This is a genomic window from Rhodococcus shunpengi (assembly GCF_048381395.1).
GTDB lineage: Bacteria > Actinomycetota > Actinomycetes > Mycobacteriales > Mycobacteriaceae > Rhodococcus.
On sequence record NZ_JBLWIU010000032.1, the window covers coordinates 261476 to 279917 of the forward strand.

Sequence of the window (18442 nt, forward strand, 5' to 3'; positions counted from 1 at the left end):
GACCGCGCCACAGGACACACGATCACTGAGCAAGATATACGGTAAGCCTAACCTTTGGTACTGTGCCCTCCGGCGCCGCAGCGCGCACATCAGCGGATTCCGTTCCCAGCCAATCGTTTCGATCGAAGGAAAGAGGATCTCCAGTGCCCCTTGCCGGCCCGGACGCCTCACGGCTCGCTCTGTCGCGCGCACAGTCGGGCGTATGGTTCGCCCAGCAACTGAACCCCGACAACCCGCTGTTCAACACCTCGGAATGTATCGAACTGCGAGGCGCGGTCGACGAGGAAGCGCTGGTCACTGCGGTTTCCGCAGCGGCATCCGAGGCCGAGGTGCTGGTCGCGGGATTCGAGACTCTCGCCGACGGTACGGTCGTTCAGATTCCCGGTGCGCGCACGCTCGATCTCGCCCCCACCGTCGACCTCACCCTCGCGTCGGACCCCTGGCAGGCGGCCCACGAGTGGATGGTGCGCGACCTCGAACGGCCCGTCGACCTGTCGGTGGATCCGTGCGTCCGGGCCGCGGTCCTGCGACTCGCCGACGATCACGTCCTGCTCTACTTGCGTGCTCACCACATCGTCCTCGACGCCTTCGGGTTCTCGCTGTTCAACCGGCGCATCGCCGAGCGTTACACCGCCGCGGTCGCCGGTGCGGAAGTTGCTGCCGCACGGTTCGATCCGGTCGAATCGGTGATACGGGAGGAATCGGACTATCGCGACTCGGCCGACTTCGACGCCGACCGTGACTTCTGGAGCGCGTACCTCGACGGCGTGGACGAAGCGGTCGCTCTCCGGCCCGGACCGGGTGGCATCGCACGACGCTCCCGTGGTGCACGCTTCACCCTCGACGCCGACCGGCAACGCGGGCTGGTGGCCCTCGGCAAGGAGGTCGGCGCGAGCTGGGGCGACGCGGTCACCGCGCTCGTCGCCGCCTACCTGCGCGGAGCGACCGGCCGCGAGGACCTCACACTCGGTTTCCCCGTCATGAACCGGCTCGGCAGCGCCGCACTGCGGGTGCCGATCACCGCGGTCAATGTCGTTCCGCTGCGCCTGAATCCGACCGCCTCGGCCACGCTCGTCGATCTCGTAGCTCAGGTTCGCGACGGAGTGGCGCTGTGCCGCAGCCACTATCGTTACCGCACCGAGGACATCCAGCGCGACCTGCGACTACCCACCGGATCCCGCGGCGTCATCGGCCCGTCGGTCAACGTCAAGCCGTTCGGCGACTCGCTCCGGTTCGGCGACATGCGTGCGGCCGTGCACTCGGTGGCCCGAGGACCCCTGCAGGACTTCATGGTCACCGTGCGGCCGCTCGACGGCAGTGCCGGACTCGAGGTGTTCGTCGACGTCGACGCCGACGTCTACAGCGAGGCGGATCTGACGATCCACACCGAGCGACTGGAGATGCTGTTCGGCTCGGTGGCAGAGCGGGGTCTGCACACCCCGCTCGCGCAGGTGTCCGTCCTGACCGCCGACGAGCGACGGACGATCCTCGACGACTGGAGCCACAGCCCGGACATCCCGTTCGACCCCGACCTGACCCTCGTCGACCTGCTGCGAGAGAGGATCGAGGCGGCCCCCGACGCACCGGCCGCGGCGGACACCCATGTGACGCTCACCTACGCACAGTTCGGCGCCCGGGTGCACCGCCTGGCCCGCCACCTCGCCTCGAGCTTCGATCTCGACCGGCCGCACGCGCGGGTCGCGCTCGCGCTGCCCCGCACCGTCGACGCGCTGATCGCCATCCACGCCGTCCTCGAGACCGGCGCCGCCTACGTCCCGCTCGACGTCGACCAGCCCCTCGAACGCCTCGCCCACATCCTCGGCTCCACCGACCCCGTCTGCGTCCTCACCACCCGCACGACCGACGGCCGGGTCGCCGAGGTGACGGGGGCGCCGCAGCGTGTCGTGCTCGAGGATCTCGACCTCGACACCGTGTCCGATGCTCCGCTCGACGACGCGGAACGCGGTCCGCTGACACCCGACTCGATCGCCTACGTGATCCACACGTCCGGCTCCACCGGCAGACCGAAGGGCGTCGTCGTACCCCACCGCGGGCTGGTCAACCTGTTCCACAGCCACCGCGCCCAGGTGTTCACCCGCGCCGCCCGCGAGGCCGGCCGCGAATCCGTCCGCCTCGGACTGGCCTGGTCGCTCGCGTTCGACGCGTCGTGGCAGCCGCTGCTGTGGATGCTCGCCGGGCACACCGTCGACATCGTCGACGAGGCGACCCAGCGCGACCCGGCGGCACTCGCACGCCGCGCCCTCGACGAGGGATGGGATTTCGTCGAGTTCTCACCGAGCCAGCTCGAGCAGTTCGTCGACGACGGCCTGTTCCCCGACGGCACCGTGCCCACCCTCGGTTTCGGCGGCGACGCCGTCTCCGAGCGGTTGTGGAGCCGCCTGCGCGAACGCCGGGGTGCGGCCTTCAACTTCTACGGCCCCACCGAGTGCAGCGTCGACGTCCTCGTCGCGGAGGTCGCCGACGCCGAGACACCGGTCGTCGGCCGCCCCGTCGCGAACCTGCGCGTCCACGTCCTCGACGCGGGACTCGCCCCCGTGCCGGCCGGAACCGAGGGCGAGCTGTACGTGGCCGGACCGGGCGTGGTCCGGGGATATCTCGACGCACCCGCCCTCACCGCCACGAGGTTCGTCGCGAATCCGTACTCGGCGGACGCCTCCGGTCCGTACGCCCGCCTGTACCGCACCGGCGATCTCGTGCAGTGGACCGAGGACGGCCGCCTCGTCTACCGCGGCCGGGTCGACAACCAGGTCAAGGTCCGAGGATTCCGTATCGAGCTCGGTGAGGTCGACACCGCTCTGCTGCGCATCCCCGGCGTCTCCCGCGCCGCGACCGTGGTGCGCACCGATCCCTCCGGAACCGCGCAGCTCGTCGGTTATCTCGTCGGACAGGACGTGCCCGAACCGGTCGAGGCCCGCCGTCTCGTCGCCGAGTTCCTGCCCGGGTACATGGTTCCCGCGGCGCTCGTCGTTCTCGACGAGATGCCGTTGACCTCCAACGGCAAGCTCGACCGCAAGGCGCTGCCCGAACCGGACTTCTCGTCGATGGTCTCGTCCCGCGTCGCGGAGACCGAGACCGAACGGGCGCTGTGCCGCATCTACGCCGACATCCTGGGCCTCGACACGGTGGGCGCCGACGACGACTTCTTCGCCCTCGGCGGGCACTCGCTCAGCGCCGCGAAGCTGCTCGCCCGCATCCGTGACGAGCTCGGTGTGGAGCTGCCGATCCGGACGGTCTTCGACCATCCGCAGGTCGTCGCGCTCGCCGCGCACTGCGGAGATCGAGCGACCACCGCTCCTGCCCGGCCGGCGCTCGCTCCCCGCGGTGCGATCGATCCAGCGAACCCGTCCCTCGCACCACTGTCCTATGCGCAGCAGCGCTTGTGGTTCATGTACCGCTTGGAAGGACCCAGCCCGACCTACAACGTCCCCATCACGGTGGACCTGCACGGACCCGTCGACCCGGATGCCCTGCGGCACGCGGTCTCCGACGTACTCGCTCGCCACGAGAGCCTGCGCACCGTCCTCGTCGAACGCGACGGCGTGGGGATGCAGCACGTGCGCGGAGCAGAAGAGGTTGCCGAGATCGGAGTTCCCTTCGCGGTCGAGTCCGTCGACCGCGACGCGCTCACCGGCCGCCTGCATTCCGAGGCCCGGCACGCGTTCGATCTCGAACGCGAGATCCCGCTGCGGATCCGGTTGTTCACGATCGCGCCCGACGAGCACGTGATGCTCGTGCTCGCCCACCACATCGCGAGCGACGAACTCTCCACGCCGCTGCTGCTGCGCGATCTCGGCAACTTCTACTCCGCGCACGTGCGCGGCGACTTCCACGAGCCGGCACCGCTACCCGTGCAGTACGCCGACTACGCGATCTGGCAACGCGCCCTCCTCGGCGACCAGGACGAGGAGAACTCGCTCGCTGCACGGCAACTCGCATTCTGGCGTGAGGAACTCGACGGTCTCCCGGCCGAACTCGATCTCCCCGTCGACCGTCCACGCCCGGCCGTGGCCTCCTATTCAGGTGGCGGTGTCGAGCACCGGATTCCGGCCGACCGTGCGGCGACGATCCGGGAGGCCGCGCGCACGACCGGCACCACGATGTTCATGATGGTGCACGCGGCGGTCGCGGTCGCACTGTCGCACAGCGGCGCGGGCGAGGACATCCCGCTCGGATCGCCCACCGCGGGACGGCCCGCACCCGAACTCGACGACCTCGTCGGCTTCTTCGTCAACATGGTGGTGCTGCGCACCGACCTCTCGGGCGACCCCACCGTGCGGGAGCTGCTCGCCCGGATCAAGGACGCCGACGTCGCGGCGTACTCGCACCAGGACGTCCCGTTCGACCGCGTCGTGGAGACCCTCAACCCCGAGCGCAGCGCGGCCCGGCACCCCCTGTTCCAGGTGATGGTGCAGTATCAGAGCCCGCCCGCCATCACGGGATTCGACGACCTGAAGCCCACACCCTCGTTCGTCGCGAACGACACCGCGATGTTCGACCTCACCTTCGACGTCATCGAGGAATCCGACGGCGGTCTGTGCGTGCGCGTCGAGTACGCCCGCGACCTGTTCGACGAGTCGTCCGCCGAGGCCTTCGCCGCCCGGGTCGAGCGGGCGTTCGCCGCGGTGTGCGCCGATCCGGACGCGAGGCTCTCGCAGCTCGACCTGCTCACCGGCTCCGAGCGTGAGGTGCTGCGTGCCGGCGATGCCACCCCGCTGCCGGATCCGTCCGGCCCGCACCGTGGCAGCGCCGACTGCTCGGCGACCCGCAGCCTGCCCGAGCTGTTCGCCCGCACCGTGGAGCGCTACGGCGACGAGACCGCGCTGGTCACGCCGTCGAGCCACCTGACCTTCCGCGACCTCGACGCCTGGTCCGACCGGATCGCCCGTCACCTCGTCGCCGACGGGATCGGTCCCGAAGACATCGTGGGACTGAGTCTTCCGCGGGAATCCGTGCTGGTCGCGGCGATCCTCGGCGTGTGGAAGTCGGGAGCGGCGTATCTGGTGCTCGACCAGGAACAGCCGGTGGAGCGGAACGAGTACATGCTCCGCGACGCCGGTGTGGGTGTCGTACTCGATGCCGACGCGGTCGGATCGATCACCGATCACCGCCCGGACGTGCACCTGCCGGTCGTGCATCCGGACACCACCGCCTATCTCGTCTACACCTCCGGATCCACCGGCACCCCGAAGGGCGTGGTGGTGCCGCACCGCGGTGTCGTGAACCTGTGGGAGACGGTGCGCACCCGTACCGTCGGCGATCCCGCGACGCGCCGCCGCACCGTGCTGCTGAGCTACACCTTCGCGTTCGACTCGTCCGTCGAGCCTCTCCTCGCGATGCTGGGCGGCCACACCGTGCACGTGCTCGCCGAGGACCTCATGGCCGATGCCGAGGGCATCGTCCGGTACGTCCGGGAACACCGCATCGACGCGCTCGACTGCGGTCCGGTGCTCGCCGGTCGACTGCTCGCCGAGGGACTCCTCGACCCCGCCGCACCGCATCGTCCCGAGTCGATGGTGCTCGGCGGCGAAGCGGTACCCGGTGACCTGTGGACGCAGTTCGCCGCGGAAACCGATGTGCGTGTGAGCAACATGTACGGTCCGACGGAATGCACCGTCGACGCGACCGGCGTCGTACTCACCCCGGGAAGCATCCCGAACATCGGAACCCCGATCCACGGCGGCCGGGTGTACGTCCTCGACGCGTACCTGCGGCAGGTGCCCCCGGGCGTGCCCGGTGAACTGTATGTCGGTGGTCCGCACGTCACTCGCGGTTATCTCGGCCGGAGCGCGCAGACCGCGGGACGGTTCGTGGCCGACCCCTTCGGCGCCGACGGCGAGCGTCTGTACCGCACCGGCGATCTGGTGCGCTGGAGGGTCTCCCGGACCGACGGCCCGGTGCTCGACTACCTCGGCCGGACCGACGACCAGGTGAAGATCCGCGGCTTCCGCATCGAACTCGGCGAGATCGAGACCGTGCTCGGCGGCCATCCCGCGGTGAGTGCCGTGGCGGTCGTGGTCCGCGAGGACGAACCGGGCCGCAAACGGCTCGTCGCCTATGCGGCCGGAACGGCGGACCCCGACACCCTCCGGATGTACGTCGCCGACCGGCTGCCCGACCACATGGTTCCCGCCGTCACGGTCGTGCTCGACGAACTGCCGGTCACCCGCAACGGAAAGATCGACCGCAGAGCACTTCCCGAGCCGGTCTTCACCCCGGTCACCGAGAGTCGCCTGCCGGCGGACGAACTCGAACAGCGCCTGTGCGAGCTGACGGCGGGTGTGCTCGGACTCGACGCCGTGGGCCCCGACGACGACTTCTTCGCTCTCGGTGGCGATTCGATCGTCTCCATCCAGTTGGTGTCCGCGGCGCGCGCCACCGGGATCCGGTTCACTGCACGACACGTCTTCGAACACCGCAGTCCGGCGGGACTCGCCCGCGTCGCAGAGATCGAGGACGGACCCGGGACGGTCGACGTGGAGGCGGCACTCGGGGAGGTCCCGGCAACCCCGATCGTCCACGACATGCTCGACCGCGGTGGACCGTACGCCCGCTACGCGCAGTCGCGGCTGCTCCTCGCGCCCGCAGGACTGACGCTCGAGCGGCTGACCGACGGCGTCCAGGCCCTGCTCGACACGCACGACGCCCTGCGGGCCGTCTTCGATCCGCAGGCACGCACGTTCGACGTCCGCCCGGTCGGTTCCGTCGATGCCGGGGATGTCGTGACCCGCGTGGATATCTCGAACTCGACCGACCTGCAGGAGATGATCGTCGCCGCGACCGGGACCGCCTACGCCGAACTCGATCCCGCCGCCGGCGCGCTCGTGCGCGTGATCTTCTTCGACGCCGGTCCCGACGCACCGGGGCGGGTGTTCGTCGCGGTGCACCACCTCGTCGTCGACGGTGTGTCGTGGCGCATCCTGGTGCCCGATCTCGCCGGTGCGGTCGACGGTGTCGCTCCGGTGCGCGCGGGTACGTCGCTGCGCCGCTGGGCGCGGGGACTGCTCGACGGGGTGCCGGCGCGCAGATCCGAACTGTCGTTGTGGCGGCGGATCCTCGCCCCGGCGGGACGCGTGCGTCTGGCGTCCGGTGATCCGGATCCCGTGCGACACACCATGGCAGAAACCGCGAAGGTGCAGGTCGAGGTTCCGTCCGATCTCACCGACGCGCTGCTCACCACCGTTCCGGAGAGGTTCCACGCCGGCGTCGAGGACGTGCTGCTCACGGCATTGGCGTTGGCGTCCGCGCGGGTCTGCGGCGCCGGGGCCGTCGCGGTCGACTTCGAAGGACACGGCCGTGAGGAACAGGCCGTTCCGGGGGCGGATCTCTCGCGCACGGTGGGATGGTTCACCACGCTCTATCCGGTGCGCCTCGACGTCGGAGGACTCGACGTCGCCGACGCGTACGCCGGGGGCGCGAGCGCGGGCGACGCGCTGAAACGCGTGAAGGAGCAATTGCGGGAGATCCCGGACAGCGGAATCGGATTCGGGATGTTGCGACATCTCGACCCGGTGGGTGCCCCGGAACTCGCGAGCGTCGGTGCCGTGGACATCGGATTCAACTACCTCGGCCGGTTCACGCTGGGTGAGACCGAGGGGCAGGCATGGGCCGGTGCCCCGGAGAGTTCGGCGCTCGGCGGTGCCACCGAAGCGGACATGCCCGTGGCACACGCCGTCGAGATCGGTGTGCTCACCGACGATTCCGGAGCCGATCCGGTGCTGCGCGGAATGTTCGGGTACAGCCCCGATCTCGTTCCTGCGGAGACGGTGTCGGCGTTGGCCGACGAGTGGATCGCGGCGCTGCGTGCGCTCGCCGGGCACGCGTCGGACGAGGATGCGGGCGGGTTCACACCGTCCGACCTCACGCTCGACGACCTCGACCAGTCGGAGATCGACGATTTCGCGCTCGAATTCGGCTGAGGGCGGAGCGCTTGGCGGGGCGGTCTCTTTCGGTTAGCCTAACCAATCGTGACCGGGGCAACGCGCCCCGGCGGGAGAATCTGGGAGAACAACGATGCGCGTTCTGGAACGCAAGCGCGCGCGGGGCGCCGCGGCGCTCGGCGCGGCAGCTCTGCTGGCCGTCGGACTTGTGGGATGTTCGAGCGACGGCGACAGTGGCAGTAGCGCGGAGAGCGGCAACGCCTCCGCGACGCGCACCTTCGAAGCCCAGAACGGCAGCATCGAGATCCCGGCCGACCCGCAGCGGATCGTGTCCTGCGGGTACGCGACCCTCCCCCTCATCCAGGCCGGCGCGAACCTCGCCGCCGTGTGCGAGTGGAGCCGCGAGCTCGACAACATGGACGAGGAGACCCTGGCCGCCTACGAGGCGCTGCCGAAGGTCGCTCCCGACGGGGCCGTCTCGGAACTCAACTACGAGGCCGTCACTGCCGCCGATCCCGATCTCATCATCATGGGCGTCCCGGCCCGCGTGCAGGAGCAGGTCGACGTGGCCAAGCTCGAGTCGCTTGCCCCGGTGGTCTTCGTCGGCCTCACGGTTCCGGGTGAGTGGCGCGAACTCGGCGAACAGTACGCCGATGCCGCGAACGTCAGCGACTCCTACGGGGAATTCAAGGACGAGTACGAGGCTCGCGCCGCCGAGATCGCCGACAAGTACGCCGACTCGCTCGGGGGCCTGAAGTTCGCGGGCGTCTGCGGTGTCTGTGGCACCGAGCCCGGTGAGTTCTCCCGCGAGTACGCCTCGTCGTACACCACCAACCTGTTCGACGATCTCGGCTTCGACTTCTACGGGGAGCCGACCGATCCTGCGGACGTCCACGCCGAGTACCTGTCGGTCGAGCAGTTGCCCGAGAACCTCGGCGAGGCCGAGGTGATCGTCTACGGTGTCGAGGCCGACGGTTCGCTGCCGCCCGAGCTGGAGGAACTGTTCGCCTCCCCGCTGTGGCAGGATCTGCCCGCCGTGAAGGCCGGCAACCTCGTCGCCGTCAAGCACTCCAGTGCGGCGACCTACGAAACTGCACTGCTGGCACTCGATTCCATCGATGCCGAGCTGGAGAAGCTTCCGGCCAACCAGAGCCAGGAGTAGTCGCTGCTGCGGGCCCGCCCCGCACCACCGACCGAACGGCCCCCGACGTCCCCGACGCGGGGGCCGTTCGGCGTCCGTGCCCGAAATGACCGTCTATACCGAAAGCGACAGATGACCCGTTCCACTGCGCTCGAAGACATCGTCCCGCTCTCGCCGCTGCAGCAGGGCCTGCTCTACCTGAGCACCGTTGCGGCGCCGACCGGCTCGACATCCGACGACACGGGTGCGACCGACCCCGACGCCTACACGGTGCAATCGGTGGTGCGGCTCTCGGGCGCGGTCGACGAGGACCGGATGGCGGCCTCCGCCCAGGCGCTGCTCGACCGTCATCCGGCGCTGCGCACGTGCTTCCGTCCCCGTAAGGACGGCCGTACGGCGGGTCTCGTCGTGTCGGGAGTGGAGAATCTCTGGCGCAGCGAGGATCTGTCCGATCTCGAGCGCGGCGAGGCGGGACAGCGGCTCGCGAGGATCGTCGAGGACGACCTGCACCGATGGTTCGACCTCACGCAGCCGCCTCTCGTGCGCTGGACCTTCGTGCGGTTCGGCGCCGACGAGGTGCGCCTGCTGCTCACCGCCCACCACATCGTCGTCGACGGCTGGTCGTCCCCGATCCTGGTGCGCGAGCTGCTCGAGATCTACGCCGCCGGCGGATCGGCGTCGGGTCTGCCGTCCGTGCGCCCCTACCGTGACTACCTCGCGTGGCTCGGGCGCCAGGACCACGAGGCCGCCCGGTCGCTGTGGCGCGAGGCGCTCGACGGTATGACCGAGCCGTCGCTCGTGGCGCCGCCGGGTGCGACCCGTTCGTCGGAACGCTGCGCCGAACTCGAGGTACCGGTTCCCGATGGACTCGGAGCACAGCTCGCGGAGCTCACCCGCGCGAGCGGGGTCACCCTCAACACGGTGTTGCAGACCGCGTGGGCGATGCTCCTGTCCGGTCTGCTCGGCCGCGACGACATCGTCTTCGGCGCGACGGTCTCCGGTCGCCCGCCGGAACTCGTCGGCGTGGAATCGATGGTCGGCCTGTTCATCAACACCGTCCCGGTGCGGGTGCGGCTCGATCCCGCCGCGACCGTCGCCGAGCTGCTGCGACGCGTGCAGCTCGAACAGTCGCGCACCGTCGACCACCAGTATCTGGGTCTGTCCGAGGTGCAGCGCGCCGTCGGGATCGGCGAACTGTTCGACACCCTCACCGTATTCGAGAGCTATCCCGTCGACCGCGACGCCCTCGAGCGAGCGCAGCGCGCCGGGGGAGTGACGATCACCGGTGTCGACGGACGCGACGCCACCAACTATCCGCTGGTCCTCACGGCCGGCATGTCCGACCGGCTCGTCGTCAAGATCGACCACCGTCCGTCGCTGATCGACGCGGACGAGGCCGCCGCCCTGGGTGACCGCCTCGTCGCGGTACTCGAGGCCCTGTGTGCCCGGCCCGATGCGCCTGTCGCCGACCTCGACGTCCTGCCGTCCGCGGAACGGGAACGCGTACTGGGCACCTGGTCCACCGCACCCGCGGCACCGTCGAGTGGCACCGTCGCCGACCTGCTCGCGTACCGGTTCACCACCGGCACCGACCGCCCCGCAGTGGTGTGCGGTGAACAGCAGTCGTCGTTCGGTGAGCTCGGTGCGGCCTCGGCGCGACTGGCGAGGCTACTCGTCGATCGCGGCGTGCGACCCGACGACCGGGTCGGTCTCGCGCTTCCCCGGACCGGCGCCATGGTCGACGCGATCGTCGCCGTCCTCACCGCCGGAGGCGCCTACCTGCCCCTCGACCCGTCCTATCCCGCCGACCGGCTGAAGCACATGATCACCGACGCCGCACCGCGTCTGGTGATCACCACCGAAGCCGTGCGCGCCGGCCTCGACGATGTGCTCGAGGGGGTCGACGTGCTGGTCCTCGACGACCCGGACGTCGAGTCCGCACTGTCGGCGCTGTCGTCCGCTCCGCTCGTGGACGCGGACCGGCGCGCTCCGCTCCGCCCGGATCATCTGGCCTACGTCGTCTACACCTCCGGTTCCACGGGTCTGCCGAAGGGTGTGGCCGTCACGCACGCCAATCTCGCCGACCTGCACGCCGCACAGGCCGCCGGGCCCATGCAGGCCGCCGGTCGTGCGCCGCGCGACGGGCAGTGGCACGTCCTGCTGACCTACCCGTTCGCCTTCGACTCGGCCGTCGCCGCGCTCACCTGGCTCTTCGAAGGCCATGTGCTGCACGTGCTTCCCGACGAGTACCGCGCCGACGTCGACCACATCGTCGGCTACGTGCGCACCCACGGCATCGACTACGTCGACACCGTGCCCGTGCTCATGAACCGCCTCCTCGACGCCGGGCTCCTCGAACCCGGTGGACACGTTCCCGCGACCGTCACCGTGGGCGGCGAAGCCGTGAGCACCGCGCTGTGGCAGCGACTCGCCGCGAGCGACGTGGTGGCGACGAACTGCTACGGACCCACCGAATGCACCGTCGACGCGACCTCCGCGCGCATCACCGGGGACACCGTGACGATCGGTGGTCCCACCCCCGGGACGAGCGTGCGGGTCCTGGATCACTGGCTGCGTCCCGTGCCCATCGGAGTGGCCGGTGAACTGTATGTCTCCGGAAACGGTGTCACCCGTGGCTATCTCGGCCGTCACGACCTGACCGCGGCGCGGTTCGTCGCCGACCCCCACGGGCCGGCGGGTACCCGCATGTACCGCACCGGCGACGTCGTGCGCTGGACGCACGACGGCGCACTCGAATACGTCGGCCGCGACGACGACCAGGTCAAGATCCGAGGATTCCGCGTGGAACCCGGCGAGATCGAGACCGCGCTCACCGCGCATCCGGCCGTGCGGAACGCCGTGGTGGTCGCGCACACCGACGACCGGGGGACCACGCGGCTCGTCGGGTACATCGTCGGTGACGGACCCGACACCGCCGCGGTGCGGACCGCGCTCGCCGACCGGCTGCCGGACTACATGGTGCCCGCCGTGCTCATCGCTCTTCCCGGCCTTCCGCTCACGGCCAACGGCAAGGTCGACCGGAAGGCGTTGCCCGAGCCGGACTTCTCGTCCCTGGCGGGTGCGGGCGAGCCGCGCACGGAGACCGAGCGGACGTTGTGCGCCACCATCGCCGACGTCCTCGGCCTCGACCGTGTCGGGGTCCACGACGATTTCTTCACCCTCGGCGGCGATTCGATCGTCTCCATCCAGCTGGTGTCGCGTCTGCGCTCGGCCGGGCTGCGCGTGACGGCCCGTCAGGTCTTCGAACTGCGCACCGCCGCCGCACTCGCCGCAGCGTGCGAGGCACCCGCCGAGGAACCCCGGCGAGCCCGGACGGCGGCGACCGGCCCGGTGCCCGTCACGCCGATCGTGCACGAATCCCTCGCGTCCGGATCGTTCGACTCGCTGCGCCGATTCACCCAGTCCCGGACGCTCGTCGCCCCCGTCGGTCTGCGGGAGGCGGATCTCGTCACGGGCGTGCGGGCGCTGCTCGCGGCCCACCCCATGCTGCGCTCGCGGTTCACCGTCGGCGACTCCGGACCGTCGTGGATCGTGCCCGACGACATCCCGGAGGTCGCGACGCTCGTCCGGCGAGTCGACCTCTCGACGACGGAACAGGTCTCGTGGAACGACCTCATCGCCGAAGCGTCGTCGGAGGCCGTCGACGCACTCGACCCCGAGGCCGGGGTCATGCTCCGCGTGGTCTTCCTCGACCCGGGACCGCAGCTGGCCGGGCGGATCGTCGTCGTCGCGCACCACCTCGTCGTCGACGGCGTGTCGTGGCGGATCCTGGTGCCCGACCTCGCCGGTGCCGTCTCCGCGGCCACCCGCGGGGAGACGCCCGCGCCGGAGGACACGGGGACGTCCTTCCGGGAGTGGACGGAATCGCTCGTCGAAGCGGCTTCGTCCGAGCGGATCACCGGATCGTGGCCGATCTGGGAATCCGCCCTCGCCGCCGAGGGTGCGCCCGCGGTGGGAAGCCGCGCCCTGGACCCGCAGCGCGACATCGTGTCGACCTCGGCGTCCGTGGAGATCGACGTGCCGGTCGACCTCACCGAACGCATCCTCACCACCGTGCCGTCCGCCCTCGGTATCGGCACCGGCGATGTGCTGCTCGCAGCCCTCGCCCTCGCCGTCACCGACGTCTGTGGCGGATCCGCCCTGCGAGTGCATCTCGAGGGTCATGGCCGCGAGGAACAGATCGTGCCCGGCGCCGACCTGTCGCGCACCGTCGGATGGTTCACCTCCCTGTACCCCGTGACCGTCGAACTCGGCGGAGGCCGCGCGCTCGACGGCGGTGATCCGCTCCGGGCCGTCGCCCACGCGTCCGAATCGCTGAAGCGCATTCCCGACAACGGAATCGCCTTCGGTATCCTGCGTTTCCTCGGCGACGACCGCGACCGCTTCGCCGGCTACCGCGCTCCGGAGGTGATGTTCAACTACCTCGGCCGGATGACCCTCGGCGACACCGCCGACTCTGCATGGTCGGCCGCACCCGAGGTTGCCGCGCTCGGCGGTTCCGTCGATCCGGCCATGCCCCTCGACCACGTCCTCGACGTCAATGCGATCACGGAGGACGGCCCGGACGGGCCCGCGCTGTCGGCGGTGTTCACCTACGCCACCGGTGCGCTCGACACCGACCGCGCCCGTCGGATCGGACAGCGCTGGCTCGCGGCGCTGCACCTTCTCGCCGACACGGTCACCGGCGGCGTCGTGGGAGCTCCCGTGCCGTCGATGCTCACGGCGTCCGGATTGTCCGTCGACGAGGTGCTCGCCCTGCACGCTGAGAACCTGGACGGCATCGAGGACGTCGTGCCGCTGACACCCCTGCAGCGCGGCATGTACTTCCTGGCCGGACTGGACGAGCCGTCCGGATCGGGCAGTGTCGCCGAAGGTGTCGACGTCTACACGATGCAGACCGAGCTCGCCCTCGACGGCCGCGTCGACGCCGATACGATGCAGCGCTCGGTGCGTGCACTCGTCGGCCGGCACGCCGTGCTCCGCACCGGATATCGACTCGGTGCGTCCGGAGAACCGATCGGTGTCGTTCGTCGCACCGCCGAACCGCACTGGGAGGTCGTCGATCTCGGGACCGTCGAGCCGGACGTGCTCGACGCACGGGTCGCGGAACTGCTCGCCGCCGACCGCACCCGCAGATTCGATCTCGCGGCCGCACCCCTGGTGCGCTTCACGCTGGTGGTCGCGGGGCCGTCTCGGGCGCGACTGCTGTTCACGATGCACCACCTCGTCTCCGACGGCTGGTCCACGCCGTTGCTCGTGCAGGAACTCCTGCAGATCTACGCCGCCGGGGGTTCCGCCGCCGGACTCGCGCCGGTTGCGCCGTTCTCCGACTACCTCGACTGGCTCGGCGAACAGGACGTCGCGGCCGGTGTCGAAGTGTGGCGTGAACTCCTCGACGGCGTGGACGAACCCACCCTCGTCGCACCGTCCGGTACGGCGCTGCGCCCGGAGTTCCCCGCCGAACTGACGGTCGCCGTGCCCGAGGGGTTGTCGCGGCGACTCGTCGAGGCGAGCCGCGCACAGGGCGTCACGGTCAACGGACTCGTCCAGACCGCCTGGGGGCTTCTCGTCGGATCGCTCACCGGCAGAAGCGACGTCGTCTTCGGCGCGATCGTCTCCGGGCGCGTCCCCGACGTGCCGGGCGTGGAATCGATGATCGGCCTGTTCATCAACACCGTCCCGGTGCGCGTCCGCGCGCAGGCAGGGGAGTCGATCACCGATCTCGTCGCGCGCACGCACGGCGCCCAGAACCGCGTGATGGACCACCAGTACGTGGGTCTCGCCGATATCCAACGTGCCGTCGGCATCGGCGAACTGTTCGACACCCTCCTCGTCTTCGAGAACTATCCCGTCGACCGCGACGCCCTCGACGCGGCACAGCGGGACGGCGGCGTGCGGGTCGGCTCGGTCGGGGGCTCGGACGCCACGAACTTCCCATTGGTGCTGGTCGCCGGGCTGGAGGGCGAACTGCACCTCGGCCTCGAGTACCGGACCGATCTCTTCACCGACGCCGACGCCACCGCGCTGGGGGAGCGGCTCGTGCGCATCCTCGACCAGCTCGTCGCCGAGAACCCCGGGACCGTGGCGCAACTCGACGTGCTCACGGCCGACGAGCGGGCCGGTCTGCGTAGCGAGTGGTCGGCGACCCCCGCGGCACCGTCGAGCGGAGCGGCGACCGTCGCCGACCTCCTCGCACAGCAGATCGCGCGCACCCCGGAGGCACCGGCGGTGGTCGCCGGCGGCACGACGCTGTCGTTCGCGGAACTGGGACGCCGATCCGCGCGACTCGCCCGGCTCCTCGTCGACGCCGGGATCGGACCGGAGACGGTCGTGGGACTCGCGCTGCCGCGGTCCGAGCACATGGTCGTCGCGATCGCAGCGGCGATCTCGGCAGGGGGCGTCTATGTGCCGATGGATCCGTCCTATCCGCAGGATCGACTGGCGCACATCGTGTCCGATTCGCGTCCGCAGGTGATCGTCACGGTCGCCGCGGTTCTCGACGGCATCGCACCCGCCGCGGGTGACACGAGGATCGTGGTGCTCGACGACCCCGACCTGCAACGGCAACTCGACGGATTCTCCTGCGCCCCGATGACGGACGCCGACCGGCGCGCTGCGCTGCACCCCCACAACGGTGTGTACGTCATCTACACCTCCGGTTCGACGGGACTGCCGAAGGGGGTTGCGGTCACGCACGCGAACCTGCTCAACCTGTTCGAGAGTCACCGCGCCGATCTCTACGTCCCGACCGTCACGGCGACCGGACGCGACTCCGTCGGCGTCGGGCACGCATGGTCGTTCGGCTTCGACGCGTCGTGGCAGCCCACCCTGTGGCTGCTCGACGGGCACACCGTGCACGTCTTCGACGAGGACACCATGCGTGATCCCGAACGGATGGTCGCGTACACGCTCGAGCACGAACTCGACTTCCTCGAGGTCACCCCGTCCTTCCTCGACCGCATGCTCGCGGCGGGACTGTACGAGAGCGGACACCGCCCCGCCTCCGTCGGATTCGGCGGCGAGGCCGTCAATCCGGCGTCGTGGCAACGACTGCGGGAGTTGACGGACGGGCGTGCCTTCAACCTCTACGGACCCACCGAATGCACCGTGGACTCGCTCATCGGGTCGGTCATCGACGCCGATACACCCTGCCTCGGCCGAGCCGTGCACGGCGCCGGTGCCTACATCCTCGACGCGATGCTCCGGCCCGTGCCGATGGGTGTGGTCGGCGAACTGTACGTCTCCGGTGCCGGCGTCGCCCGCGGATATCTCGGACGGCCCGACCTCACGACGGTCCGGTTCCTGCCGAATCCCTTCGCCGACGACGGCACCCGCATGTACCGCACCGGCGACCTCGTCCGGAGGGTGCGCGGGGCCGACGGCCGACCCGTGCTCGAATTCCTCGGCCGCGGCGACGACCAGGTCAAGATCCGCGGCTTCCGGGTCGAACTCGGCGAGGTGGAGGCCGCGCTGACCGCGGTGCGCGGGGTGCGGGACGCGGTCGTGAACGCGCACACCGACAGTCGGGGAGTGACGCGTCTGGTCGGCTACGTGACCCCGGACGGTGACGTCGATCCGGCGGTCGTCCGTGCCGCCGTCGCCGAGCGCCTGCCCGACTACATGGTGCCCGCCGTGGTGCTCGTGCTCGACACCTTCCCCGTCACCGCCAACGGCAAGGTCGACCGGAAGGCGTTGCCCGAGCCGGACTTCTCGTCGCTGGTCGGCGCGCGTGCACCGCGCACCGACACCGAGCGGGTCCTGGCGGGACTCGTCGCGGACGTGCTCGGACTCGAACGGGTGGGGATCGACGACGACTTCTTCTCCCTCGGTGGCGACTCGATCGTCTCGATCCAGCTCGTGTCGAAGGTCCGGGCGGCAGGACTGTGGATCACCACCCGTCAGGTGATCGAACTGCGCACCGTCGAGGCACTCGCGGCCGCGATCGACAGTGGCGGCGGACAGACCCGTCCGGCAGCCGTCGGCGACGCGACCGGCGAGGTGACCGTCACGCCGATCGTGTGGGACACCCTCGAACAGTGGACCGGCCTGTCCCGGTTCTCGCAGGCGAGACTGCTCGTCGCGCCGGTCGGGCTCACGCTCGACACCCTGCGGACCGCGGTCGAGGCACTCGTGGCCGCCCACCCGATGCTGCGCTCGACCTTCCGTGTCGACGACGAAGGCCGGCCGTCGTGGATGGTCCCCGAGACCGTCCCCGACCTCACCGGCTCCGTGCGCCGCGTCGCCGCGACCGGCCGGGAGTGGGGCGAGCTGTTCGACGAGGAACGTGAGAACGCGTACGCCGCACTCGATCCCGGGAACGGTGTCATGGTGCAGGTCGTGTGGTTCGACTTCGGGTCGCAGCAGGCCGGACGCGTCCTGATCGTCGTGAACCACCTCGTGGTGGACGGCGTGTCGTGGCGGATCCTCGTCCCCGACCTCGCCGACGCCGTCGAACAGGCCGAGCGTGGGGAGACGGTGACCCTGGCGTCGAGCGGCACACCCTTCCGGGTGTGGGCGGACGAACTCGCGAAGGCCGCGCGCTCGGAGCGGATCACCGCGTCGTGGTCGACCTGGCAGCGCGCCGTCGAAGCCGATGAACCGATGCTCGGTTCGCGCCCGCTCGATCCGGCACGCGACACCGTCCTCTCGACCCGGTCGACCCGCGTGCACCTGTCCGTCGACGTCACCGAGCGGGTCCTGGCCGCGGACGTGGTCGACGACATCCTGCTCTCGGCCCTCGCCGTCGCGGTGGCGTCGGTCCGGGGCGGCGACCAGGTCCGCATCGACCTCGAGGGACACGGTCGGGAGGAGCAGGTGGTCCCCGGTGCCGACCTCTCGCGCACGGTCGGCTGGTTCACGTCGATGTACCCGGTGACGGTGGACCTGTCGGAGGTCGATGTGGCGTCCGCGTCCCGGGACACCGATGCCGCGGGCGCGGCGCTGCGCGCGGTGGCCCGCGCGTCGCGGGAACGGCCCGACAACGGCATCGGTTTCGGCCTGCTGCGTCGACTGAACCCGGACTTCGGCGACCGCTTCGCCCGGTACGTGCCGCCGGCCGTCGTCTTCAACTACCTCGGCCGGCTCACGCTCGGCGAGGCGTCCGGCAGCCCGTGGTCGGGTGCACCGGGTGCGGCTGCGATCGGCGGTTCGGTGGATCCGGACATGCCGCTCGACCACGTCCTGCAGGTGGACGCGATCACCGAGGACACCCCGGACGGCGCGGTTCTGGAATGCGAGTTCGCCGCCGCAGCGGACGTGGTCGACGCGGACACGCTCGCCGAGATCGCGCGGATCTGGCAGGACACGGTGCAGGTCGTCGTCGCGAGAGAACTCACCGGCACCGCTTACTAGGGCACAGCGCGCCTGCACACATCGAAAGAAG

3 protein-coding genes are annotated in these 18442 nt (G+C 70.4%); all 3 read left to right on the forward strand.

From position 1 onward, the window contains the following. Positions 1-143 precede the first annotated feature (143 nt). Complete coding sequence (locus ACNJ7K_RS19745; RefSeq protein ID WP_487042079.1) at positions 144-7937, forward strand: amino acid adenylation domain-containing protein; 7794 nt, start codon at positions 144-146, stop codon at positions 7935-7937. A 94-nt stretch (positions 7938-8031) separates the two neighbouring features. Further along, a complete protein-coding gene (locus ACNJ7K_RS19750) occupies positions 8032-9060 on the forward strand; it encodes an ABC transporter substrate-binding protein (RefSeq protein WP_159416711.1) in 1029 nt (342 codons plus the stop codon). Positions 9061-9171: 111 nt separating this feature from the next. Then, positions 9172-18411 carry an amino acid adenylation domain-containing protein gene (locus ACNJ7K_RS19755; RefSeq protein ID WP_487042080.1) on the forward strand — a complete coding sequence of 3080 codons (9240 nt, stop codon included), beginning with the start codon at positions 9172-9174 and terminating at the stop codon, positions 18409-18411. The last annotated feature ends 31 nt before the right edge of the window (positions 18412-18442 follow it).